At 39.4% G+C, this 23,654-nt stretch carries 19 protein-coding genes; 10 read left to right on the top strand and 9 right to left on the bottom strand.

From position 1 onward, the window contains the following. The first annotated feature begins 44 nt into the window (after positions 1 to 44). A complete protein-coding gene (locus AA637_RS12870; RefSeq protein WP_446683090.1) occupies positions 45 to 4,106 on the top strand; it encodes a PAS domain S-box protein in 4,062 nt (1,353 codons plus the stop codon). 62 nt (positions 4,107 to 4,168) lie between these two features. Continuing rightward, a complete protein-coding gene (gene fmt / locus AA637_RS12875; protein WP_446683091.1) occupies positions 4,169 to 5,158 on the top strand; it encodes a methionyl-tRNA formyltransferase in 990 nt (329 codons plus the stop codon). A 12-nt stretch (positions 5,159 to 5,170) separates the two neighbouring features. Here fmt and AA637_RS12880 read toward each other — a convergent pair whose 3' ends face one another. After that, a complete protein-coding gene (locus AA637_RS12880; RefSeq protein ID WP_446683092.1) occupies positions 5,171 to 5,434 on the bottom strand; it encodes a YciI family protein in 264 nt (87 codons plus the stop codon). Between the two features lie 113 nt (positions 5,435 to 5,547). Continuing rightward, positions 5,548 to 8,247 carry a bifunctional acetate--CoA ligase family protein/GNAT family N-acetyltransferase gene (locus AA637_RS12885; protein ID WP_446683093.1) on the bottom strand — a complete coding sequence of 900 codons (2,700 nt, stop codon included), beginning with the start codon at positions 8,245 to 8,247 and terminating at the stop codon, positions 5,548 to 5,550. Between the two features lie 159 nt (positions 8,248 to 8,406). Here AA637_RS12885 and AA637_RS12890 point away from each other — a divergent pair, with 159 nt between their 5' ends. After that, positions 8,407 to 10,776: a transglutaminase TgpA family protein gene (locus AA637_RS12890; RefSeq protein WP_446683094.1), complete on the top strand. Its 2,370-nt coding sequence runs from the start codon at positions 8,407 to 8,409 to the stop codon at positions 10,774 to 10,776. 142 nt (positions 10,777 to 10,918) lie between these two features. After that, positions 10,919 to 12,382: a GTP-binding protein gene (locus AA637_RS12895; protein ID WP_446683095.1), complete on the top strand. Its 1,464-nt coding sequence runs from the start codon at positions 10,919 to 10,921 to the stop codon at positions 12,380 to 12,382. Here the strand turns inward: AA637_RS12895 and AA637_RS12900 are convergent. Next, positions 12,348 to 13,001: an SDR family oxidoreductase gene (locus AA637_RS12900; protein WP_446683096.1), complete on the bottom strand. Its 654-nt coding sequence runs from the start codon at positions 12,999 to 13,001 to the stop codon at positions 12,348 to 12,350. The genes AA637_RS12895 and AA637_RS12900 overlap by 35 nt on opposite strands. A gap of 188 nt (positions 13,002 to 13,189) precedes the next feature. Here AA637_RS12900 and cobA point away from each other — a divergent pair, with 188 nt between their 5' ends. Both cobA and AA637_RS12910 read left to right on the top strand, forming a co-directional pair. Further along, the gene (gene cobA, locus AA637_RS12905) at positions 13,190 to 13,876 is read left to right on the top strand and encodes a uroporphyrinogen-III C-methyltransferase (protein WP_446683097.1); all 687 of its coding nucleotides are present in this window, start codon (positions 13,190 to 13,192) and stop codon (positions 13,874 to 13,876) included. Positions 13,877 to 13,891: 15 nt separating this feature from the next. Further along, complete coding sequence (locus tag AA637_RS12910; RefSeq protein ID WP_446683098.1) at positions 13,892 to 14,440, top strand: TIGR04376 family protein; 549 nt, start codon at positions 13,892 to 13,894, stop codon at positions 14,438 to 14,440. 205 nt (positions 14,441 to 14,645) lie between these two features. Here the strand turns inward: AA637_RS12910 and AA637_RS12915 are convergent, their stop codons facing one another. Both AA637_RS12915 and bioF read right to left on the bottom strand, forming a co-directional pair. Further along, positions 14,646 to 15,170 (bottom strand): GNAT family N-acetyltransferase, encoded by a 525-nt coding sequence (locus AA637_RS12915; protein WP_446683099.1) that lies wholly within the window; start codon positions 15,168 to 15,170, stop codon positions 14,646 to 14,648. A 150-nt stretch (positions 15,171 to 15,320) separates the two neighbouring features. Further along, positions 15,321 to 16,475 (bottom strand): 8-amino-7-oxononanoate synthase, encoded by a 1,155-nt coding sequence (bioF, locus tag AA637_RS12920; protein ID WP_446683100.1) that lies wholly within the window; start codon positions 16,473 to 16,475, stop codon positions 15,321 to 15,323. A 118-nt stretch (positions 16,476 to 16,593) separates the two neighbouring features. Between bioF and ispD the strand changes: the two genes are divergently transcribed. Continuing rightward, a complete protein-coding gene (ispD, locus tag AA637_RS12925; protein ID WP_446683101.1) occupies positions 16,594 to 17,277 on the top strand; it encodes a 2-C-methyl-D-erythritol 4-phosphate cytidylyltransferase in 684 nt (227 codons plus the stop codon). Positions 17,278 to 17,355: 78 nt separating this feature from the next. Here the strand turns inward: ispD and AA637_RS12930 are convergent, their stop codons facing one another. Beyond that, a complete protein-coding gene (locus tag AA637_RS12930) occupies positions 17,356 to 17,832 on the bottom strand; it encodes a TolB family protein (protein WP_446684594.1) in 477 nt (158 codons plus the stop codon). Positions 17,833 to 17,934: 102 nt separating this feature from the next. Here AA637_RS12930 and AA637_RS12935 point away from each other — a divergent pair, with 102 nt between their 5' ends. The 3 genes from AA637_RS12935 to AA637_RS12945 all read left to right on the top strand — a co-directional run bounded on the left by AA637_RS12935 (position 17,935) and on the right by AA637_RS12945 (position 21,355). Then, the gene (locus AA637_RS12935; protein WP_446683102.1) at positions 17,935 to 18,864 is read left to right on the top strand and encodes a serine hydrolase; all 930 of its coding nucleotides are present in this window, start codon (positions 17,935 to 17,937) and stop codon (positions 18,862 to 18,864) included. Positions 18,865 to 18,965: 101 nt separating this feature from the next. Continuing rightward, complete coding sequence (locus AA637_RS12940; protein WP_446683103.1) at positions 18,966 to 20,756, top strand: sodium:solute symporter family protein; 1,791 nt, start codon at positions 18,966 to 18,968, stop codon at positions 20,754 to 20,756. After that, a complete protein-coding gene (locus AA637_RS12945; RefSeq protein WP_446683104.1) occupies positions 20,756 to 21,355 on the top strand; it encodes a 5-formyltetrahydrofolate cyclo-ligase in 600 nt (199 codons plus the stop codon). The genes AA637_RS12940 and AA637_RS12945 overlap by 1 nt, the downstream gene beginning before the upstream one ends. Position 21,356: 1 nt before the next feature. Here AA637_RS12945 and AA637_RS12950 read toward each other — a convergent pair whose 3' ends face one another. The 3 genes from AA637_RS12950 to AA637_RS12960 all read right to left on the bottom strand — a co-directional run bounded on the left by AA637_RS12950 (position 21,357) and on the right by AA637_RS12960 (position 23,596). After that, positions 21,357 to 21,980: a M23 family metallopeptidase gene (locus AA637_RS12950; RefSeq protein ID WP_446683105.1), complete on the bottom strand. Its 624-nt coding sequence runs from the start codon at positions 21,978 to 21,980 to the stop codon at positions 21,357 to 21,359. A 75-nt stretch (positions 21,981 to 22,055) separates the two neighbouring features. After that, positions 22,056 to 22,910, bottom strand: a complete 855-nt coding sequence (locus AA637_RS12955; RefSeq protein ID WP_446683106.1) for a universal stress protein — start codon at positions 22,908 to 22,910, stop codon at positions 22,056 to 22,058. Positions 22,911 to 23,032: 122 nt separating this feature from the next. Continuing rightward, the gene (locus AA637_RS12960) at positions 23,033 to 23,596 is read right to left on the bottom strand and encodes a 50S ribosomal protein L25/general stress protein Ctc (RefSeq protein WP_069790120.1); all 564 of its coding nucleotides are present in this window, start codon (positions 23,594 to 23,596) and stop codon (positions 23,033 to 23,035) included. Between the last annotated feature and the right edge of the window lie 58 nt (positions 23,597 to 23,654).

A 23,654-nucleotide genomic window follows, 5' to 3' on the forward strand; every position in this document is an offset into this window, starting at 1 on the left:
TAACTAGCGATTCCCATTACCCCATACCTTCCCCCTAGGTGGCTATGACTCCTAAAGCCTCATCTTTGCAGCGAAAATCCCCCCGCTTTACCCTTCGTTGGGTTTTAATTGTTCCTTTTTTAGTACAAATCATTACCACGGTAGGTATAGTTGGTTATTTGTCATATCGCACAGGGCAAAAAACCATAGAAAATTTAGCTGATCAATTATTAACAGAAACGAGCGATCGCACCTTAGAATATTTAGATAACTATTTAGGAAAAGCAGAACAAGTAAACCAAATTAATGCTAATGCTTTTCGTACAGGAATCATCAACCTAGAAAATGATCAAGACAACCTACCCCAATACTTTTATGGCAAAATCCGAGAGTTTAATTTAGGTTATCTCAACTTTACTGACTTAGTAGGAAATTATGTTGGTGTCGGTTACGGCTATCATCAAAATACCAACGTAGAAGTGGCAATTATCAACAGTGATAATCCTAACCAAAAAATATACTACCACGTGGATCATCGAGGCAATCTTCTTGGCATTGCCGACATAGAAGAAAATCCCCCCCCATTAAAACCTTGGTATCAACAAGCCCCTCAATGGAGTCCTATTTATCCTTGGAATAGTGAAAACGCTTTTCCCCCCATTCTCGGCATTTCCCACTCAACCCCTGTTTATAATAGCGACAATACTTTAATCGGTATTTTATCCATAGACTTGCAACTAGAGCAAATTAACCAATTTTTACAACAGCTAAACCTTCAAGAAGGTAGCGTTACCTTTGTCATTGACAAAGAAGGACTAATGATTGGTAGTTGTAACCAAGACTTTTTAGGGAGTATTGTGGATAGTCGTAGCCAAAGAATATCCGCCCCTAACTGCGAATATCCACTGGTAAAAGAAGTAACACAAATCCTCACAGACAATTATCAAAACTTTGATAATATTACCAGAGAAACCACCATTAAATCCCCTAGCAGCAGTGGTAAACCCTATATAAAAGTTACTCCCTATCAAAATGACATAGGAATTGATTGGCTTGTCATTACCATATTACCTGAGTCGTTGTTTATGGATGAAATCAGGAATAATGTTGAAACTACCCTTCTTTTTACCGCCCTTAGCTTGGTGTTTTCTGCCTCCGTGGGTTGGTTAGTGGCAAAAAAAATAGGTAAACCCATTCAGCAGTTAAGTAAATCAACCGTAGAAATTGCTCAAGGCAACTGGCAAGGGGGCATCATTGATTATAAACCAAGCACCATCAAAGAGCTTGACATTCTATTCTTTTCCTTCAGTGAAATGGCCCAGCAATTACAAGCCTCTTTTATCGAAAAGGAAAAAGCTCTTAATGAATATCAAAAAATGTATGAGCAAGTCGTTCAAACTCAAACGGATTTTGTGTTACGCTCGGAGGTTGATACTACTATCATTTTTGCTAATCCAGCCCTATGTGAAGCCCTAGGATGTACCCTAGAAGATATACAAGGTAAGTCTTGGGGAGATTTTGCTGATCCAGAAGACTTAAAAGAAACCATTATTCAGATTGCTAATTTAACCCCCCATAATCCTACTTTTGTCACCGAAAAGCATAATTATCAGGAAAATGGTGGTTATGGTTGGACACAATGGATTAATCAAGGGATTTTTGATGATCAAGGAAATTTAATTGAGATACAATCTGTAGGTAGAGATATTACAGTTTTAAAACAAAAGGAATTAGAGTTACAGGCTTCCCAAAAAAGACTCGAATCAATTTTAAATAATGCCCCCCTAGAAATGTGTGTTAATGATTTGGATGGGCGTATGTTGATTGTTAATGATTCTTTTGCCCAAACTTTAGGTAAAACTCCTGATGAAGTTATCGGTAAAAACTACGAAGACATTTTTTCCGAGACTGAAACGAAGATGATTCGGAAACATGATCAAGTCTTGATTGAAACTGGGCAACCCATAATTTTTGAGCAAGAATTTCTCATTGATGGTAAGCTAAAAGCCTTCTTGGTTAGTAACTTTTTAATTCCCGATGACCAAGGACAATATAATCATATATGTTCTATGGCTTTTGATATAAGCGATCGCAAAGAAGCTGAAAAGGCTCTAAAAGAAAGCAACACCCGATTTCGCCGTCTTACCCAAAATGTCCCTGGCATAGTCTATCAATATATCATCGATAAGGACGGTAATGATCGCTTTACCTATATTAGCCCTAAATCACAAGAGATATATAACCTCAGCCCCGAAGAAATCATCCAAGATAGTAGTGTATTATGGCAAAAAGTTCACCCTGATGATGTAGCTTCCCTTATCAATGCCGTTGACACCTCTGCCACCAACCTAGAACCCTTTACATCAAGGCATCGTATAATTTTAGCAAATCATGTCATAAAATGGGTTGAAGCCACTGCTGCCCCCGAAAAACAGCCCAATGGTGACATAATTTGGGATGGGTTGATTAGAGATATAAGTGAGCAAAAAATAGGGCAACAGAAGTTACAAGAAAGTGAAAGAAGATTTCGCCGTTTGAGCGAAAATGTGCCAGGAGTAATTTATCAATATGTAGTTACTCCTGAAGGTAAGGAGAAGTTTATTTATGTTAGTCCAAAATGCAAAGAAGTTTGTGGTATTGAGCCCTCAAAACTTTTAAAATCTAGTCTGTTTCTTTGGGAAAAAGTGCTTCCTGATGATATTATTACTATTCGAAAAAAAATTGCAAAATCTCTGAGTTCCTTAAGTGCTTTTTATGCAGAATTTCGTCTGAAAAAAGGCGACAATAATCAAGAATGGTCATGGTTTGAAGCCTGTTCGGTGCCAGAAAAACAAGTTAATGGAGATATATTATGGGAAGGATTTTTAACTGATATTACTACTCGTAAAAAAGCAGAAATTGCCATTACCAATGCCAAAGAAAAAGCAGAAAAAGCCACTCAAGTAAAAAGTGAATTTTTAGCGAACATGAGTCATGAAATTCGTACTCCCATGAATGGAGTAATTGGTATGATAAAGTTATTAGAAGATACTCCCCTATCAGAGCAACAATTAGACTTTGTGCAAACCATCCGTGATAGTGGCGAAACTTTGCTAACCATTATTAATGACATTCTTGATTTTTCTAAAATTGAGTCGGGTAATTTCAACCTTGAGAAACACATCGTAAATTTACCTAATATCATTGAATCCGTTGTCAAATTGTTTAAGCAACAGGTGCGGGAAAAACGTATTGATTTGATTTATCATCTCCACCAAGATTTGCCTACCTTTATCTATGGTGATTCTTCCCGTTTACGACAGATTTTGCTCAATTTAGTGGGTAATGCCGTTAAGTTTACCGAAAAAGGACAAGTTTTTTTATCGATTATCAGTCAAAAGATTACCGACAATCATCAGGAAATCCTTATTACCATCAAGGATACAGGAATCGGTATTAAGGGCGATCGCATTTATCACCTATTCCAACCCTTCACCCAAGCCGACAACTCCATCAGCCGCCGTTACGGAGGCACAGGATTAGGATTAACCATCAGTAAAAGCCTAGTAGAATTAATGGGAGGCACCATCTGGGCAGAAAGTAGCGGTAAAATCGGTGGCAACCCCCCCCTCCAATGGCAACCCCAAAACCAAACTTGTGAATTTCATGGTACAACCTTTTACTTTACTATCTTTGCCGAAATTCCCACCATTCCATTGATGCCCTCTCAGTTAGAAAACGAAAACAACAATAACCCCCAAGACTTACAACTATCAACCCACCTCAAAATTTTATTAGCAGAAGACAACCTCGTTAATCAGAAAGTAGCCCTACTCACCCTCAAAAAAATGGGTTATCAAGCAGACACCGCCAAAAACGGAGTAGAAGTATTAGAAAAAATAGAACATAATTTCTATGATGTTATTCTAATGGATGTACAAATGCCAGAAATGGATGGTTTAACCGCCACCAGAATGATACGCAGTCGCCCCAACCTACCCCAACCGCACATCATCGCCCTTACCGCCAACGCCCTCGACGGTGATAGCCAAATTTGTCTCAATGCAGGAATGAATGATTACATCTCCAAACCCCTACGCATAGAAGCCCTTCAAAAAGCACTCACAAAAGTAATAGAAAATGAATAATGAAACCACTCATTACCCCTTGTGGTACCATATAAACTTGCTTAAGTTAATCAACAAAAATAATGCGCGTCGTCTTTTTTGGTACACCAGATTTTGCCGTTGCCACCCTTTCCAAACTATTATCCAACGAAAATCATCAAGTAATTGCTGTCGTCACCCAACCAGATAAACGTCGGGGCAGAGGAAGTAAAATGATTCCCTCCCCCATCAAAAAAATAGCACTGCAACATAATCTCCCCGTTTGGCAACCAAATCGCATTAAAAAAGATCAAGATACCCTAGAATTATTAGAAGCTACCCAGGCAGATGTTTTTGTAGTCGTTGCCTATGGGCAAATTTTATCATCCCAAATACTCCAGATGCCTAAACATGGATGTATCAATGTTCACGGCTCAATTTTACCTCAATATCGAGGTGCTGCCCCTATTCAGTGGAGTATCTATGATGGCAAAAAAGAAACAGGCATCACTACCATGTTAATGGATGAGGGTATGGACACAGGGGCAATGTTACTCACTGCCACTACTCCCATTTCTTTGTTTGACAATAGTGATACCCTCGCCCAAAAACTAGCCACCCAAGGTGCTGATTTACTGTTAGAAACCCTTGCCAAACTTCCAGAAATCAATCCCATTGCCCAAGATGATAACCTTGCCACCTATGCCAGATTAATTGATAAGGAAGATTATCCCATTGATTGGACAAAATCTGCCTCACAAATTCATAATCAAATTAGGGCTTTTTATCCCAACTGTTTTACTACTTTTAGGCAACAAAAATTAAAAGTTAGCGCTAGTTTTCCCCTCACAGACATAGAAAATATTGAATTTCCCCCAGAATTTACCAAAATAAAATCTTACCTATCTGATATAAATTCAGTAAAAGGAGGAGTGGGAAAAGTGGTAAAAACTATCAAAAATTTTGGTTTTGTAGTTCAAACAGGCTCAGGTTTGCTATTAATATTAGAGGTACAATTAGCAGGTAAAAAGTTACAATCTGCTTGGAATTTTATTAATGGCACTCGTTTGGAATTAGGGGAATATTTGGGCTAAATAAATTATCTTTTAATTCACGATACACCATTGATGTAAGACATATTCAACACATTTATTTTGTATTAAAGGATCTTTTTCTACAATGGTTTTTGCTTCCTCTATACAGTCAGCTTTAAAAATTAACATACCTCCCTCATCATCATTCCAGTAGCCTGTTTTGGCTTCATGTCCTAATTTATTTAGCTCTTTTACATATTCTAAGTGGGCGGGAACATACTTATCGAAAATATGTTTAGGAACTATTCCTCTTTCTATTTTTACAAACCAAGCCATAACTTTTTGTGATTTTTTAAAACTTTTTTATTTTATATTATTTTATCCACTTTTTTGTACAAAATTAGATCTTCTGAATGGGAATTAAGGTAAATAATAAAACTAATATTTTTTTAATTTTCCATGGTCAAAATTGCTCGAACTAAATGATCTTGACTATGCAATTCAAAACCGAGTTTACGACAAAGATTTTGCATGGCGTGGTTGTCCATTAGCATATCAGCCCTGAGATATTTAATGCCTTCTTGGTGGGCAATATTAATCATGCTTTGGGTTAGTAAGGTACCTAAGCCCTGATGTTGATAGTTATCTTTGATTAATAAACCAATTTCAGCGGATTCTAAGTCTCCATGAAGTCTGCTTAACCGTGCGATCGCCCTTATTTCACCCATATTATCACAAGCTACTAAAGCAATCTCTCGATCATAGTCAATAAAACAAATACGGGCTAAACGCTCATGGGAAATCAAAGATTGACGACTGATGGAGTGGAAAAAGCGAAAATATACCGATTGCTCAGACAATGCGGTACAAAAATTAACTATCTTTGGTTCATCTTCTGGGCGGATGGGGCGGATGGTAAAGCGATCGCCATTATTCAAGGTATGATGACTGATATATTGAATGGGATAAGGACGAATGGCAGGGCTGGGTATATCTTCTAGTTTCGTCTCGGGGGGATATAACAACACCCTTGCATCCAAACTTATCAACTCATCTTCATTGGCAAGGAGAGGATTTATATCGATTTCCTTGATAAAAGGTTGTTCGATTACTAATTGACTAAACAACACCAAAATTTGCTCTAATTGGGCAATATTTACAGGTTTTCTACCCCTTATCCCCTGTAGGGCAGTAAATATATTAGTACGCTCGATTAAACGCCGTGCCAGAGTCGTATTTAGGGGCGGTAAACCAAGGGCTTGATCCTTAAATACCTCCACCAATTCGCCCCCTGTGCCAAATAATAACACCGAGCCAAATTGAGGATCATCACTACTACCCAAAATTAATTCATAACCCGTGAGGTCAACCATGGGTTGCACCGTCACCCCCAAAAAGTCGTTTTCACTGACCCCATTTTTTATGGTCTCGAAGGCTCTTATAACGGCTTCTTCATCCCCCAAATTTAACTTAACACCCCCCACATCAGTTTTATGGGTAATAGTCTCAGAATGCAATTTAAGCACCACAGGATAACCGATTTTAGAGGCGATCGCCCCTGCTTCCTCAGTATTAAGAGCGATACGAGTTTCCACCGTGGGGATGCCATAGGCTTTGAGTAACTGTTTCGACTCATATTCCGTTAGCAAAATGCGCCCCGTAGCTTGAGCATGACCAATTATTTTAGAGGCTAAAGGGCGATCGATCAACTCCTGAGAATCAGCAAAACTAGGAGTCTCATAGAGAGCATTAAGATTATTACTATAACGCCACATCAAATTAAACAACCGTGCAGCATCATCAGGATAACTCTGGGTGTAAACATTAGCATGATTCAGTATTTCTCTCCCCGTCGCCACCGTGCTACCCCCCATCCAACTCGCCAAAATAGGCTTATGTTTAATTTTTTTTGCCACCTCCAACAAAGCCTCCGCCGTCGTAGTAGGATCAGTCATATCCTGAGGAGTTAAAATAACCAATAACCCATCACTATTATCATCCTGCGATGCAATTTCCAAAGCCTCGGCATACCTTTGGGGGGTAGCATCACCCAAAATATCAATAGGATTACTACGACTCCAATGGAGAGGTAAAATAGCATCCAATTTTTTAATAGTTTCCTCACTCAAATGGGTTAACTTACCCCTCCCCCAAGTCAGCGCATCCGTCGCCAATACCCCCGGGCCTCCAGCATTAGTTAAAATAGTCAAATTCTTACCCTTCGGGCGTGGCTGCTTCGCCAACAACTCCGCCATATTAAAAATCTCGCTGATAGTATCTACCTGTACAACTCCGCACCGCCGAAAAGCAGAAGCCAACACCTCATCACTGCTAGTCAACGCCCCTGTATGGGAAGCTGCCGCCTTAGCCGCCTCCTCCGTACGTCCCCCCTTAATGACAATTATCGGCTTAGTTAAAGCCACCTCCCGCGCCGCCGAAATAAAATCCCTCGCATTACCGATGGACTCCATATAAATAACGATACTCTCAGTTTGAGGATCATCCCCCAAATAATAAATTAAATCCCCCCAATTAACATCCAACATCGAACCGATGGACACAAAAGCACTAAAACCCAAATTTTCCTGCAAACTCCAATCCAAAATCGAAGTACAAAAAGCCCCACTCTGACTGATAAAGCCCACATTGCCAAGGCCAGGGCTAGTACTAGCAAAACTAGCATTTAATCCAGAAGAAGGACAGATTAAGCCCAAACAATTGGGACCTATTATTCGTAAATTACCTTTTTTTGCTTCCCTTAATATTTCCTGCTCCAACTTTATCCCCTCAGCCCCAATTTCCTTAAACCCCGCAGAAATAATAATCGCTCCTTTGACCCCCGTTTCCACACACTCACGAATCAAAGCAGGTACCGTGGGCGCTGGGGTGGCAATAATGGCTAAATCTACCGATTCTGGTAACTCCTTGAGACTAGGATAAGCCCTAATACCCAAAATACTTTTACGTTTGGGGTTAACAGGAAAAACCGTACCCCCAAAAGGATGACTAATTAAATTCCAAAGTAGGGTACGCCCAACACTACCTTCTTTTTCCGTTGCCCCAATTAATGCTACCGATTTGGGTGCAAACATAAACTTGAGGGGATTGTAATAAGTGCGCATGATATCATGGGCTTTATCTGTTCTCATGGGAATTAATTATCATCTTTTTCCTACAGCTTGATTTTATCCCATTATTTTTGTCTGAGCTTATTTTTTAGCTTTCTAACTTAACTTTTTATAATTGTCAATCAATGGTTAATGGTTCATTGCTACAATGAATCTACTGCTAAAGCCTATGAATAATCGATGATTGAACAATTAAAGCGTTTTCCTACCATTGAAAGAATTATCCAGCAAATAGAGTCTTTGCCCCCTCTCAAAACTGAGGAGTCTATTTTATTTCGTGTATTGGTACAGTTGATGGTGATTGTGGGTATCGTGGCGACGGATGTGGCGGCGGTGAGTCAATTTCCGATGAGTGTTTGGGCTATTCCTTTGAGTATTTTGGGGGGGGTGGTAAGTTGGCATCGTCGTAAGGAAAAAAACGTTACTTTAAAATTTATCCTTGCCATTGCTATGGTTGCCACTTTGTTTTTCTTTTTGGGTAATCTAATACGCAGTTTGTTTGATAATCGTTTAGTGTTGGCGGAGTTTTTGGTACAGTTGCAAGTTTTACATAGTTTCGATTTACCTCGCCGTAAGGATTTGGGTTATTCTATGGTGATTGGTTTTATTTTAATCGGGGTGGCTGGTACTCTTTCTCAGACGGTGGCTTTTGCACCTTGGTTATTATTGTTTCTTTTGGTTACTATTCCGACGATGATTTTGGATTATCGTTCTCGTATGGGTTTACCGACTTATGAGAGTGAGTATAAGGCTAATACGGATAATAAACATCAGAAGCAGTCGGAGAAAACTAAACAGTGGTTAAAAAATTCTCCTTTGTCTCCGAAAAAGATTACTTCTTTTTTGACGGTTACTCTTGCTATTGGGTTGTTAATTTTTACGATTATGCCTCGTTATCCGGGGTATCAGTTACAAACTTTTCCTGTGAGTGCGCCTGAAGGGTTGGAAGATCTTGATTTTTCTCAGGCTGATCGGGGCATTGTTAGCCCGGGTTATAATCCTGATGGTAGTGGTGCTGGGGGTGGTGGTACTTCTGGGGAAGATGGTGCGGGTAGAGGGCAGGTGGATGATACTTTTTATTATGGTTTTAATACTACCATGGACCAAAATTTGCGGGGTAGTATTAGTAATCCGAAGGTGGTTTTAAGGGTGCGATCGCAATCACCTGGATTTTGGAGAGCTTTGGCTTTTGATCATTACACTGGGCAGGGTTGGGATATTTCGAGGGATGATCAAACCATGGATGTCGATCGCAATCGTTGGAATTTCCAATTCAATTTTTCTTTGCCCAATGTGTTGGGGGAAACGGAGAGGGTAATTCAAACTTTTACGGTGGTTTCTGATTTACCTAATATTATTCCTCTTTTATCTTCTCCAGATCGCCTTTATTTTCCCACAGAACAAATAGCCATTGATACGGAGGGTAGTTTGCGATCGCCAACAGGCTTGATTGAAGGTTTAACCTACACGGCGGTATCAAAAGTACGAAACCGCAATCAAACTCAGTTATCCCAAGCAGGGAATAATTATCCTGAATCTATCTCTGATTATTATTTGGATGTACCCCAAAATATTCGAGATTTGGTGAGGGAAAAAGCCGAGGAGTTGTTGGTAAAATCTCCTAGTCAATTAACCTCCAATTATGCCAAAGCGTTATATCTTGCTCAGGCTATCAAACAAAATTATCGCATCGATCCCGATATTCCACCCCTAGAGGAGGGCGAAGACTTAACCCAAGCCTTTCTGGAAACCTATCAAGGGGGTTATCCTGATCATTTTGCCACCGTATATACCCTTATGTTGCGATCGCTCAATATCCCTGCTCGTTTAGTAGTGGGCTTTGCCCCCGGCAACTTCAACCCCTTCACAGGATACTATGTCGTACGTAATACCGATGCCTACGCCCTCACAGAAGTCTATTTTCCCGACTATGGCTGGTTTTATTTTGATCCCCTTCCAGGTAACGAAATCATCCCTCCATCCGTGGATGACGACAACACCTTCGGAGTATTAGGACAACTGTGGGATTGGGTTGCTAGTTGGTTGCCTTCCCCCATTGTCGATTTTGTCACCATAGTATTTACCGACATTATTGATACCATTTCCGATTTCCTTTCTTCTCCCTGGCTAACTCGTCTGTGGGCATTTTTTACGGGTAGTTTTACGGGTATTTTGCTAGGCTCAATGGTGTTAATATTCCTTGGGTTTATCGGCTGGTTAGGGTTTAACTTACTTCAAAAACAATTGTATCGTCTTCGTTTAGCAAAGTTAGATCCCATGGAGAAACTATACCTCGAAATGATTGATTTCCTAATAGAAAAAGGTTATCCCAAACATAAAGCCCAAACTCCGAGGGAATATGCCCAAAGATTACGGGAATTTTTAGCTACTGAACAACTAGAAATTATTGATTTAATTTCAGATAATTTTGTGGCTTGGTATTATGGTAAACAAGACTACAACATTGATTATTTACGAAGCCAATATAACTTATTAAAAAGTAGTTTTAAATCGAAAGTAAGTAAGCAAAAAATAATAATTGATAATTAATAATAATAAATAACTAAGTAGAGTTATGCTCTGTAAACTAATAGGGAGGCAAGGGGCTAAGGGATATGAGGCAAGGGGCTTAAGCCCCTTGTTAAAGAAATTGTAGAAAACAAAAAATACTAATGGAACTTATAAAAGAATTATGGCAGAAGAAGAATTTAACCAATGGAGTCAAGAAGAATGGGAAAACACTATCCTAAACTTTGCCAATTTACAAGGAGAAATTAACTATAAACAAGCTCAAAAATCTTTACAAAATTTACTAGATAATCTTGACCTTAAAAAAGAAGAAAAAATAGGATTAGAAACTGATATTGGACAACTAACAGCAATGTTAGAAAAACTAGAAAACTCTGTGATTCAAATTGCCGCCTTTGGCATGGTAGGCAGGGGAAAATCTAGCGTTTTAAACGCCTTAGTGGGGCAAGAAATATTTATCACTGGCCCTTTGCATGGAGTAACCCAAGATATAAGTCAAACCCACTGGCAACTCAACCAAGAAAGTATTGGTAATGGATTGGGTAATGTGCAACGGTTGATTAATTCTAGTGCTAATGCTCAAATTCAGTTGATTGATACCCCCGGCATTGATGAAATTGACGGGGAAACGAGGGAGGCTTTAGCCCATGATTTGGCTAGTCAGGTGGATTTAATTTTATTTGTGGTGTCGGGAGATATTACAAGGGTGGAGTATCAAGCGCTTTCTCAGTTGCGGGAAGTGGGTAAACCGATGATTTTGGTGTTTAATAAAATTGATCAATATCCCGATGCCGATCGCACCGAAATCTATGAGACAATTAGAGATAAGAGGGTAAAAGAGTTATTGTCCCCCGATGAAATTGTCATGGTGGCGGCATCTCCTTTTATTTCTGTGGCGCTGAGGAATAAAGAAGGTAAATTAAAGGTTAGTCGTCGTCGGGCAGAGCCTCAAATCGAAGATTTACAGCTAAAAATCCTTGAAATTCTCCATCGAGAGGGAAAATCTCTCGTTGCCCTCAATACCATGTTATTTACAGGTAATATTAACGAACGATTGGTACAAAGAAAATTATCAGTTAGGGATGATAACGCCGAAAAAATTATCCAAAAAGCCGTGATGACTAAAGCCAGTGCGATCGCCCTTAACCCCGTAACCGCCCTAGATTTGTTCACAGGGGCGATCGTTGATGTGGCGATGATTTTAAGCCTTTCCCACCTATATAACATCCCCATGACCCAAAAAGGAGCCTTAGGGCTACTAAAAAAAATAGCTTTCAGCATGGGAGGTATTACCGCCAGTGACATCCTTATTACATTTGGTTTAAGTTCCCTCAAAGGAGTATTAGGCTTAACCACCCCCATCACAGGAGGATTAAGCCTTGCCCCTTATCTCTCCATCGCCATTACCCAAGCAGGAGTGGCAGGAGTCTCCACCTACGCCATTGGGCAAGTAACAAAAGTTTATCTCGCCAACGGCGCTTCATGGGGCGAAAATGGTCCCCTAGCAGTGGTAGAAAACATCATCAATTCCCTTGATGAAACCTCAATTTTAAACCGTATCAAATGGGAATTAAAAGCCAAATTAAAAACTACTAAACCGCCAATAATTGATCCCAATCTTGGCTAGGGGCATCCTCTTGGGCGACAATTTCCAAAATTTTGCCATCAGTTTCTGGGCGAGAAATCACCTCAACACATACCTGCGCCACTTTTCTACGGGGAATAGAGCCTTCCTCTAGGGTATCAGCGCCCCTTACCACCAAGGGATATAAATTGTCTTCATTTTTTAACCCCCCAGGCCTGACGATAGTATAATTTAAGCCACTATCTATTAAATACTTTTCTGCCTGTTTTTTCCAAAACAACACCAACCCAAATAAATTGAGAGGATGGAAAAACTTCGATACACAAAGGGAAGTAACAAAAATAAATTTATTTATCTCTGCTTTTTTCGCACAATCAATTAAATTTTTACTGCCCTCAAAATCCACCTTATAAAACGCCGTAATATCCCAACTAGGGGTTGCTCCCGTGGCACAAATTACCACATCACAATCTTTTAAAGCATTTTCTAAAGTTGTAGGTTTTAAAACATCCCCCATAACAACCTCCACCGAAGGGGGTAAAATCTCCTTAGCCTTAGCTTCATCCCTCACCAAAGCCCTAACTTCCATCCCTTTTTCTACCAACTCTTGAACAATTCTTCTTCCTGTTTGCCCCGTAGCCCCTGCCACTAAAATTTTCATAAAATGTACTATTTTTTTGATAATAATTACGATGATTCCATGGTATCAATTTGTTTAAAGTGGGAAATAATGCGAATCGTAGTAATATTGACAATTAAATTGCTCTATTTTAGTCTGAACTAGAGGTTAAATATTAATTACCATCAGTCATAATCAATCTTCATTAATAGTTAAAATTCAAAATAATCATGACCATTTATTTCGTCGGTGCGGGGGTAGGGGGTATCGACTATTTAACGGTAAAAGCCCATGGTTTAATTTGTAAGGCTGATGTAGTCATTTATGATGCGTTGGCTGATGATAACATTCTCAAAATTACACCACCCCATTGTTTACAAATTAATGTGGGCAAAAGAGGGGGACAAATTAGCACTCCTCAAGATAAAATCAATCAAATGTTGATTAATTATGGTCAATCGTATAATAATGTAATTCGTCTGAAAAGTGGAGATCCTGGCATTTTCGGTCGTCTTAGTCCAGAATTAAGGGCGATCGCCCCTTATAATATTGATTATGAGCTAGTACCTGGTATATCATCTATTTTAGCCGCTCCTTTATGGGCGGGGGTAAGCCTGACAGAAAAAAATAACAGTCAAAATTTTGTGGTGATTAGTGGACATAATCCTGAATCCCTTGACTGGCATATTCTCTCCCAAATCGACACCCTCGTTATTTTGATGGGGGCTAAAAATCTTCCACGCATCATTGATTTTTTAATTAAGGGCGATCGCCCTTCAAATCGTTCTATTATAATCATAAAAAATGCAGGGAGAAACAATCAACAAATATGGACTGGGACATTAAATAATATACTGAGCAAAACCGAAGGAATAGCTCTCTCTCCATGTGTTATCGTAATTGGTAATGTGAACTGATTATTAACTAAGACTATGGGAATTTTTGAAGATTTTAGTAATTTTTTAGAATCTCGATTAGAAGAATTTTTAAATAGTAATCCAAAACTTAAACTAGAAGTTTTATCAGAAGAATTAATAGCTCAAGAAAAAGAAACTATTAAACTTATTTTAAAGCTAAAAGCTGAACTTCAAAAATTAGAGCAAGAAATTACACAATTAGGCAAAGACATTCAAAAATGGCATCCTCGCATCGAAAAAGCAAGACAATCAGGTCGTTATGATTTAGCTCAACAAGCTGAAATGAGAGAAATTAGTCTTCTTCAACAGGGAAAAATAGCTTGGGAAAAAATGGAAGACACTAAGAAAAAAATTGCCCAGTCAAGAGAAATTCTTGCATCCATTGAAGATAAACAAAAAGAAATTCAACTGAAAATGAAACAAGCTCAAAGTACCTATAATACTCCTAAATATTATAATTCCTCCTCTCAATATTCTACTTACAACGACACTTTAGATCCCCTCGAAGAGAAATTCCAACAATGGGAAGTTGACCAAGAATTAAAGGATATGAAAGGAAAGTAAAACACTCCACAATAAATGTAAATAATCATTACAAAATTTACTTTTTTATTGACTTTTTTCCCTTATACTGAGATAATAAAGAGGTTTACAGCATAATGGAAATCTGTGTGTTTATACCAAAAAATGCAAACATTCCCATTATATAGTAATAACATATCCACAGGGTGTTCAAACCTCAAAATAATATAAAGAGTGCAGAAAAAGGTTAATCAGGATACCAAAACATTCCCTTAATGCCTTCAGGATCTAGGATAAAACCTAAACGACGATAAAACTCTACCACTTGAGGATCTGCAAATAGAGTAACATTACTAATATCATCACTACGTAACTTGCGAATCATATATTGCATTAAAACCTTACCTAATCCCTTATTCTGAAAACGGGGGTGAATGACCACATCCCAAATAGTGGCATTAAAAGCATGGTCAGAAGTCGCACGGGCAAAACCAATCATGATTTTTTTATTGCCTCTAACCTCCCAAGCAGAGACGACGAGATAACTATGTTCAAGGGCTTTTCTTACCTTGCGCAGGGGGCGCCTAGCCCAGCCAACAGAGTCACAAAGTTCTTCTAATTCATACAAATCGATTTCTTCATGGGTGCTAAAGTATATTTGGCTGTTACCAAATTTATCAGGATTTAGCGATACCCAATCTCTATTATCATTGTTAGCGTTAGAGCTATCGTTGTTGTTTGTTTTTGTAAATAATTTTTGCAACCAAACCATGCCCGTGTGGCTAGAGTTAGATGTTTGTAGTTTTTAAAACGTTCATTGAGTCTAGGGTTAAACTTTTCTCAACAACCTTCTAAGCATCATATCATAAAGAATTGAGAATGAATAATGAATATTAAGAGCATTTTAACCTCCTCTCTAATTCTAATCTGCTAAGACTTTAACTAATTGTTGTAAATCTCTAATCTCGTGGGTTGCCATGAAGGAAAAACGTAGTCGGCTAATGGGTACTGTGGGGGGGCGAATAGCTGGTACATAGAAACCATGCGATCGCAATTTAGACGACATACTTAGGGCTTCGGGAGCATCTTTGAGGGGTAAACATAAAATTGCCGAATCTGAGGGTAAAATAGTTAGGTTAGCTTCACTACATAGTTTTTTAAGAAAATTAATATTAGTCCATAGATTATGACGACGATGAGCCTCGGTGCGAATGATATTAACCCCCGTTAAAGCTGCTGCTGTATCCGCTATGGAGAGGGCTGTCGTATAAATCCAAGTTGGGCAACGATTACGCAAAAAATCAATTAATACCTCGCTCCCTGCTACATAACCCCCCAAACTACCGACAGCCTTACTCAGGGTACCAATTTGAATAATACGTTCACTTTTAAGTTCAAAATGTTCTACGCATCCAGCCCCATGCTTGCCTATTACCCCTGTACCGTGGGCTTCGTCCACCATTAACCAACAGTCAAATTTTTGTGCAATATCTAACAACAGAGGCAAAGGGGCAATATCTCCATCCATACTAAAAACGCTGTCGGTGATAATCAGACAATGGCGAAAGTGCGATCGCACTTTAGTTAGTCTATCTACCAAATCTTCACAGTTAATATGTTGATATTCCACCGTGTGGGCTTGGCTCAATTTTGCCCCATTTTTAAGACTAGAATGGTTATATTCATCCCCTAAAATGAGGTCTTTTTTGCCCATTAAAGCCGAAATAGTACCTAAATTAGCTAAATATCCCGAACTAAAAACAAGGGCTTTGGGGGTTTGTTTTAAAGAGGCGATCGCCCTTTCTAAATCATCATGAAGGGTTCTATGACCGCTTAATAGACGAGATCCAGTGCTACCATTACCATAACGCTCTATAGCTTCTATTACTGCTTGTTTAAGACGAATATCTGTGGCTAACCCTAAATAATCATTACTAGCAAAATTAATTAACCGCTCACCATCAATGGTGATAGTATATCCCGACAAATCAGTTATTTTTTGCTCCTGTCGATACCAATTAGCCTTTTTGATAGTAGAGAGGGATTTTTGTAAATGTTGTCCTAGAGAATCATTCATGAAAACTTTTAAACAGTGAAAGTAAATTGACAATTGACCATGGACAATCCACAATAAATGAAGTTAAAAATCAGTTTTTATTCCTCAATTAATCAGTAATTTTATCAAAATTTTGGCTATGTTTTTATTAATTCCAGCCGCAGGTGTGGGCAAAAGAATGGGTGCAAAAGGCAACAAACTACTATTAAAATTAGAAAATAAGCCCCTCTTGGCATGGACATTAATCAACGCCGAAAAATCTCAGGAAATTGAATGGATAGGAATTATGGGGCAACCCTACGACTTTGAAGAATTTACCCAAATTATTGAACAATTATCCCTCACCAAACCCGTCACCTTGATAAAAGGGGGAGACACGAGACAACAATCAGTTTATAACGGTTTACAAGCCTTACCTAGCCATGCCCAGAAGGTATTAATCCATGATGGGGCAAGATGTTTGGCAACCCCAAAATTATTTGATCGTTGTGCCAAAGCCTTAGATAATTGTCAGGGTTTAATTGCAGCTATCCCTGTTAAAGATACTATCAAAATAGTAGATGAAAACAAAACTGTCATAGATAGCCCTAACCGTGATTACTTATGGGCAGCCCAAACCCCCCAAGGATTTGATGTGAAGTTATTAAAACAATGTCACAATCAAGGGCTAGAGTTGGGGTGGGAGGTGACAGATGATGCGGCGCTGTTGGAAAGATGTGGTTATTCGGTGCAGATAGTAGAAGGGGAAGAAACTAATTTGAAAGTAACTACTCCCATGGATTTAACTATTGCGGAGTTTATTTTAAATCACGGGAAAGTATAGCGGTTTTATAATTCTTGATTGTCGGATTTCATACTTAAACCTAACATACTCAAAATTCTAAAGTTTAATTGTCCATTGTCAATTGTTGATGGGGTTGCCACGAATATCTGTCACCACAATATCCCATTGCCCATTATTGGCTGTTTCAAAAACAATTTTTTCTCCGTTACTACTTATCATGGGGTTTCTAATTTCCTTAGTAGTTTGGGGGATTAAAGTCCTTTTTTGTTGAGTGGTGCGATCATATAAATATAGTCCTGATTGTCCTTGTTTTACCACCATAAACACTAGATAACGTCCATCCTCAGAAATGGTGGGATTAGTAGCAATTTCATCAAAGGCATTTAAATTAGGTAAATCAATCAATCTTCTATTTCTGGCATCGAATAAATAAATATCTTGAGAGCCGTTACGGTCTGAGGTAAATGTGATAAAATTTCCTGCTATGTAGGGATTTAATTCGGAGTTACGACTATTTAAACCCCTTCCACCATTATCGAAGGGAAAATTGAGAGTGCGAGGATAGTTGCTACAACCAGTAATGGTTAACACCATCAGCATAGGAAGGACAAAGATTCGTTTCACATTGATAGGGCTAGGTTTAGCACCACACATTATACGATAAAATAACTAGCAAATCTTAATGATAATTGATTTATGGCTTTTTTTATCCCTGATGAGTCCCTCCAAAAAACCGCCGAAGAAGTTTTAAACGCTACATGGCAAAGGTTTCCTTCTTTGGCAAAAAATCAAATTGCCTTGACTTGGCTTGTGTATGATGAGCCAATAATTGTGAATACTGGGGGTGCTTTGTCGGTGGATGAGTTTTGGAAGCATCCTATTCGGGGTTATAGCTATCGGGGGGATGAAAATCTTTATCCTGCCAGTGTGGTGAAACTTTTTTATTTGGTGGCTGTTAAGGATTGGATTAAGACGGGGATGCTAGAAACTAGCCCAGAGTTGGAAAGGGCTATTCGGGATATGATTGTGGATTCGAGTAATGATGCTACGGGCTTGGTTTTGGATGTGTTGACGGGTACGACATCAGGCCCTGAATTAACGATCGCACCTTTTCAAACATGGGCATATCAGCGTAATATTGTCAACCGTTATTATCAATCTTTGGGGTGGGAGGAGTTAAAAACCATCAATGTTAATCAAAAAACTTGGGGAGATGGTCCCTACGGCAGAGAAAGAATGTATTTAGGGGAAAATTTTGAAAATCGTAATCGTTTAACCACCAATGCGATCGCCCGATTATTTCACAGTATAGTAGGAGGTGTGGCAGTATCCTCGGAAATATCTCAAGAAATGATGAGTTTATTACAAAGAGATGTAAACCAAAAAACCCTCGCCCCCCATGAAGAAGAAAATCAGGTGAGTGGCTTTTTGGGGGAGGCATTGAGTACAGGCGATCTTCTTTGGTCAAAAGCAGGATGGACATCAAAAGTAAGACTTGATAGCGCCTACATTGAAAAAAGTAACGGTAAGGCGTACCATTTAACAGTGTTCACCGAAGGCATAGAAAATAGTCAAAATAGAGAGATTTTACCCTTTATCTCCTCCCAAATCAGCGAATTTCTATAACATTTCATTCCCTCCTCTCCCTAGGGAGAGGGGCTGAGGGTGAGGGCTAAACTTTAAATCTCATATTGCCCCATTGCGTATTACCCATTCCCTAATAAAAAATGCAAACAATCGATTGGATAGTAGTCTTGTTATACCTCATTGCCACCATGGCAGTGGGAATATATCTCTCAAAAAAAGCCTCCAAAAGTTTAGAAGACTTCTTCGTCTCAGGGCGCTCGTTGCCTTGGTGGTTAGCAGGTACAAGTATGGCCGCCACCACCTTTTCCATTGATACCCCCCTCTACATTTGCGGAGTTGTTGCCACTAGGGGTATCGCAGGTAACTGGGAATGGTGGAGTTTTGGCTTTGCCCACGTGGTATTAATTTATATATTCGCCCGATTGTGGCGTAGGGCGGAGATTGTCACCGATGCGGAGTTAACGGAGATTCGTTATGGGGGAAGAATGGCGGCAATTTTACGGGCAACCAAAGCCTTTTTATTTGCCGTACCTATCAACTGTATCGGTATTGGTTACGCCATGTTAGCCATGGTGAAGGTGGTGGACGCTTTGCAGTTGTGGGAAAGTTTGGGGTTGAATGTGGGCGACAATGGCAAGTTATGGAGCGTTATTTTTGTTAGTTTTTTCGTCCTCATCTATTCAGGATTTTCAGGGTTATGGGGAGTGGTAGTAACGGACTTTTTCCAATTCTTCCTCGCCCTGTTTGGAGCTTTATTAGTGGCGGTGTTTGCGGTCAATGATGTGGGGGGTATTAGGCAGTTAGTTACCCAAGTACAGGCAGTTACAGACATCGATGTATTAGCTTTTATCCCTTTGGTGCGGGGGGATGGCTTTTTGGGTTGGCAATGGAGCGATTTTGCAGGAATTACCCTAACTACTTTTTCGGCATATCTTTTTGTGCAGTGGTGGAGTTTTCGCCGTAGTGATGGGGGAGGGGAGTTTATCCAAAGGTTAGTGGCGGCAAAGGATGAAGCGGAAGCGGAAAAGGCGGCATGGTTTTTTAATATCCTCAATTATATCTTCCGTACTTGGCCTTGGATTTTGGTCGCTTTGGCTGGATTGGTTATTTTTCCTGAATTAGAAGATCCTGAATTGGCTTATCCTTTAATGATGTTGGAGTTTTTACCTTCTATCGTCCTCGGTTTGGTGGTAGCTTCTTTGATAGCAGCGTTCATGAGTACGGTATCTACTTCTATTAATTGGGGGGCTTCTTACCTTACCAATGATTTATATCGTCGTTTCTTTGCCCCTGATGCTTCCCAAGCCCAGTTGGTTTTCGCAGGAAGGGTTGCTTCTGCGTTGGTGACGGTTATAGGTGCGATCGCCGCTTTTTTTGCCCAAGACATTGCCACGGTATTCCGATTAGTAATTGCCATCGGTACAGGGCCTGGATTAGTATTAATTTTAAGATGGTATTGGTGGCGCATTAACAGTGCAGCAGAATTAACAGCCATGCTGGTGGGTTTTGCCATCGGTGTGCTGAGTATGATTCCTAACCTCAATGTCTTCCCTGCGGATTTCGGTTTAAGGTTAATGGTTATATCTGGTGCTACGGCGGTAGTATGGATTTCGGTAATGTATCTTACCCCTCCTGAGTCCGAAGAAACCCTAACCCGTTTTTATCTACGGGTGCGCCCCGCTGGACTTGGTTGGAAAAAACAACAGGATGCTACAGGAGTTAAACCTTTACAAAATTTGGGCTTAGATGCTCTCAAAGTGGTGGCTGGGGTAATGATTCTATTTGGTTCAATGTTATCCATCGGTGGCTTTTTACTTTTACAATCGGGAGTGGGTTGGTTTTGCCTCGTGATGGCAGTAATCGGCGGTTTTTGGTTACGTCATCTCAACAAACAACGAATTTTTAGTATGTCTCGCCCCGGGAAAAAGTAATGAATATAGCTGAACAAAAAAGACAGTTACGAAAAAAATATATTAAGGAGCGATCCCAAGGAGATCTGCTACGCAGCACGCACCTTGATCATTTCCAATGGCAAAAAAAGAGCGATCGTATTAGCCGTAATTTATTTAACCATCCTCTTATCGAAAAATCAAGGGTAATTTTAGGCTATATCAGCCATAGACAAGAACCGGATTTAAGTTTTTTATATCGCCATCACCCTATTACATGGGGCATTCCTCGCTGTCAAGATAAAGACTTAATTTGGCATCAATGGCATTGGGGCGAAAAACTCAGAAAAGGGGCTTATGGTATCTTTGAACCTTATAAAGATAGTCTCAAAATTATTCCAGAAGAAGTAGAACTAATTTTAGTACCTGCGGTGGCCTGTGACCAAAAAGGGTATCGATTAGGTTATGGGGGAGGATTTTACGATCGCCTCCTATGCCAAAAACCATGGCAAGATATTCCCACCATGGGCATCATTTTCGACTTTGCCTATGTGGACGAATTACCCACCGAAGAATGGGATCAACCCCTTGATTATATTTGCACAGAGAAAGGAATTATAGAACTAAAAAAAGACCTCTAAATTATCCCCTTTGGGCGTACATCCGCCGTAATATTTCTCCCGGGTCAACTCTTTCTCCATTTAGTCTAAATTCCCAGTGGAGATGGGGGCCTGTAGTCCTTCCTGTCATGCCGATTCTGCCAATACGAGCGCCCGTAGGAACCGTTAGCCCTTGAGGAATAAAAATTCCCCCTTGTCTATCTACCAAGGCTCTACCTCGATTTGTATTTTCGATCGCCCCCATCATGTGACAATAAGTATGGTTCCATGCCCCTGACCGAATAGTAATCATCGTACCACAGGCGGTATTATCCGAGAGTCCTACTACTTCGCCCCCCCACCAATTACGAATGTAACTACCCAAGGGAGCGGCAATATCTAAACCGCTATGAAATTGTCTTCGCCCCGTAACGGGGTGAATGCGATAACCAAATGGGGATGTATATCTTTGGAAGTTTTCCACAGGAAAGGATGCTTTACCCCATAAATTAGCAGAAGCCACAGTTTGCGATCGCACTGGTACAGTGGTGTAATGAAAGGTAACAATAAGAGAAAATGTCACCAAAAATAAAGAAACACCGATGACAAGCCACTTTTTTAGTGCTAACTTAAACATTTTACCTTTAGGTAATGTCAGCTTAAACATTACTCCTCACCAAATTTATAAATACGATAAATAATTGTAACCTACCCCGAAAAAAATGGGGTGAGTCGGATTAACTTAACGGAATAACAAGGCTGGAATTCTGGTACTTCTCAATAATTGAATAGTAGTGCTACCAATAATTAAATTTCTGATGCGACTATGACCATAAGCCCCCATAATGAGCAAATTAATATTATTCTGCTCAATATAAGAAGTAATCTCACTTTCTTCATCACCTTTTAACAAAGAAGATTGAACACTAAAACCTGCATTTTCTAATAAATCCAAAGCCTGTGATAATTTACTGTTACCATCATCACCTTTGCTCACCATCACCAAATGAATATCCAAATCCTTAACGAAAGGAACATTTACTAAAAAGTCTAAAATTCGATGACCTGTGGCACTACCATCATAAGCAATTAAAACTTTATCAATGGGAACATAATCATGGGGGGTAACAAAACAAGGTTTATTACTAACACGAACAATTCTCTCTAAATTTGCCCCTAGGTGAACGGAATTATAATCCGCATTTTCTCCCCTTTTACCTAATACAATTAAATCCGTTTTTTCCTCTAAATTTTTAACCGTATCAGCGACAAAACCAGTCTTATGAATACCATTAACCTTTTCTACCCCTTCCTGTTTTAAAATCTCTTTGCCATGATCCAAAATCACCTTAGCTCGTACATGATTTAATTTTGCCCTTTCATGGTCCAATTCCACTAACTTTTCTAGCAATTCATCCGATGCACCTAAACCAAGACTTCCACTCCAATTTCCCTGAGAAGATTTACTTTGAGCTCGATTGTCTGTCACTGATAAAATATTCACCTCTGCATCTAATCTTTTGGCCATCCAGGCAGCATATTTATAGGCATTTTCACCATAACTAGAACCATCTGTACAGAGTAAAATACTTTTCATTACCAACTTTTGATTAAATAAAAACCACAAATATATATACCCTACCATTTTGACCCACAAAACAAAAACCCCTCGAAAAGACTTCGAGAGGCTCAATAATGTCCGTCACGGTCGAAAAAAAATTAACCTTTCTTACGAGGCGCAACAATACCGATGATGTTTTTATTAGGATCATCTAAAACGTTGATTCCTTCTGATAAAACGAGATCAGCAACTTGGAAGGTTTTACCAATGTCAACTTTACTAATATCCATCTCTAGGAATTGAGGAATATTATCAGGGTAGCAACGAACTTTAACTTCCGTTACCATCTGCTCCATGATACCGCCTTTTTTGATACCGATAGAAGTACCAACGATTTTTACAGGAACAACGACTTCTACTTGATTATCCCCAGAAGGACAGAAGAAGCTAATGTGGTGGAGGGTTCTTTTCCAAGGGTGAGATTGAACTTCTCTGATTAATACTTTACCATTCCAAGAAAGTTCGGGAATAGTCATCTCTACTAAAGTGTTGTTGATAGAAGCACTTTTGAGAAGGGCGATCGCCTCTTTATGACCTAAAACTAAGGAAATAGCTTCAGAACCACTATGGCCGTATAGGTTAGCGGGGAGCTTACCTTCACGACGTAAAGCTCTTGGTTTAGAGCCTTCAGGTCTGGTGTTACATTCTAATGTGACTTGCATTTTTTTTACCGAATTTAATTATAAATTTTATATTTTGATAATTTACCCAAGCAATTTG

This window comes from Cyanobacterium sp. HL-69 (assembly GCA_002813895.1).
Taxonomy (GTDB): Bacteria; Cyanobacteriota; Cyanobacteriia; order Cyanobacteriales; family Cyanobacteriaceae; genus Cyanobacterium.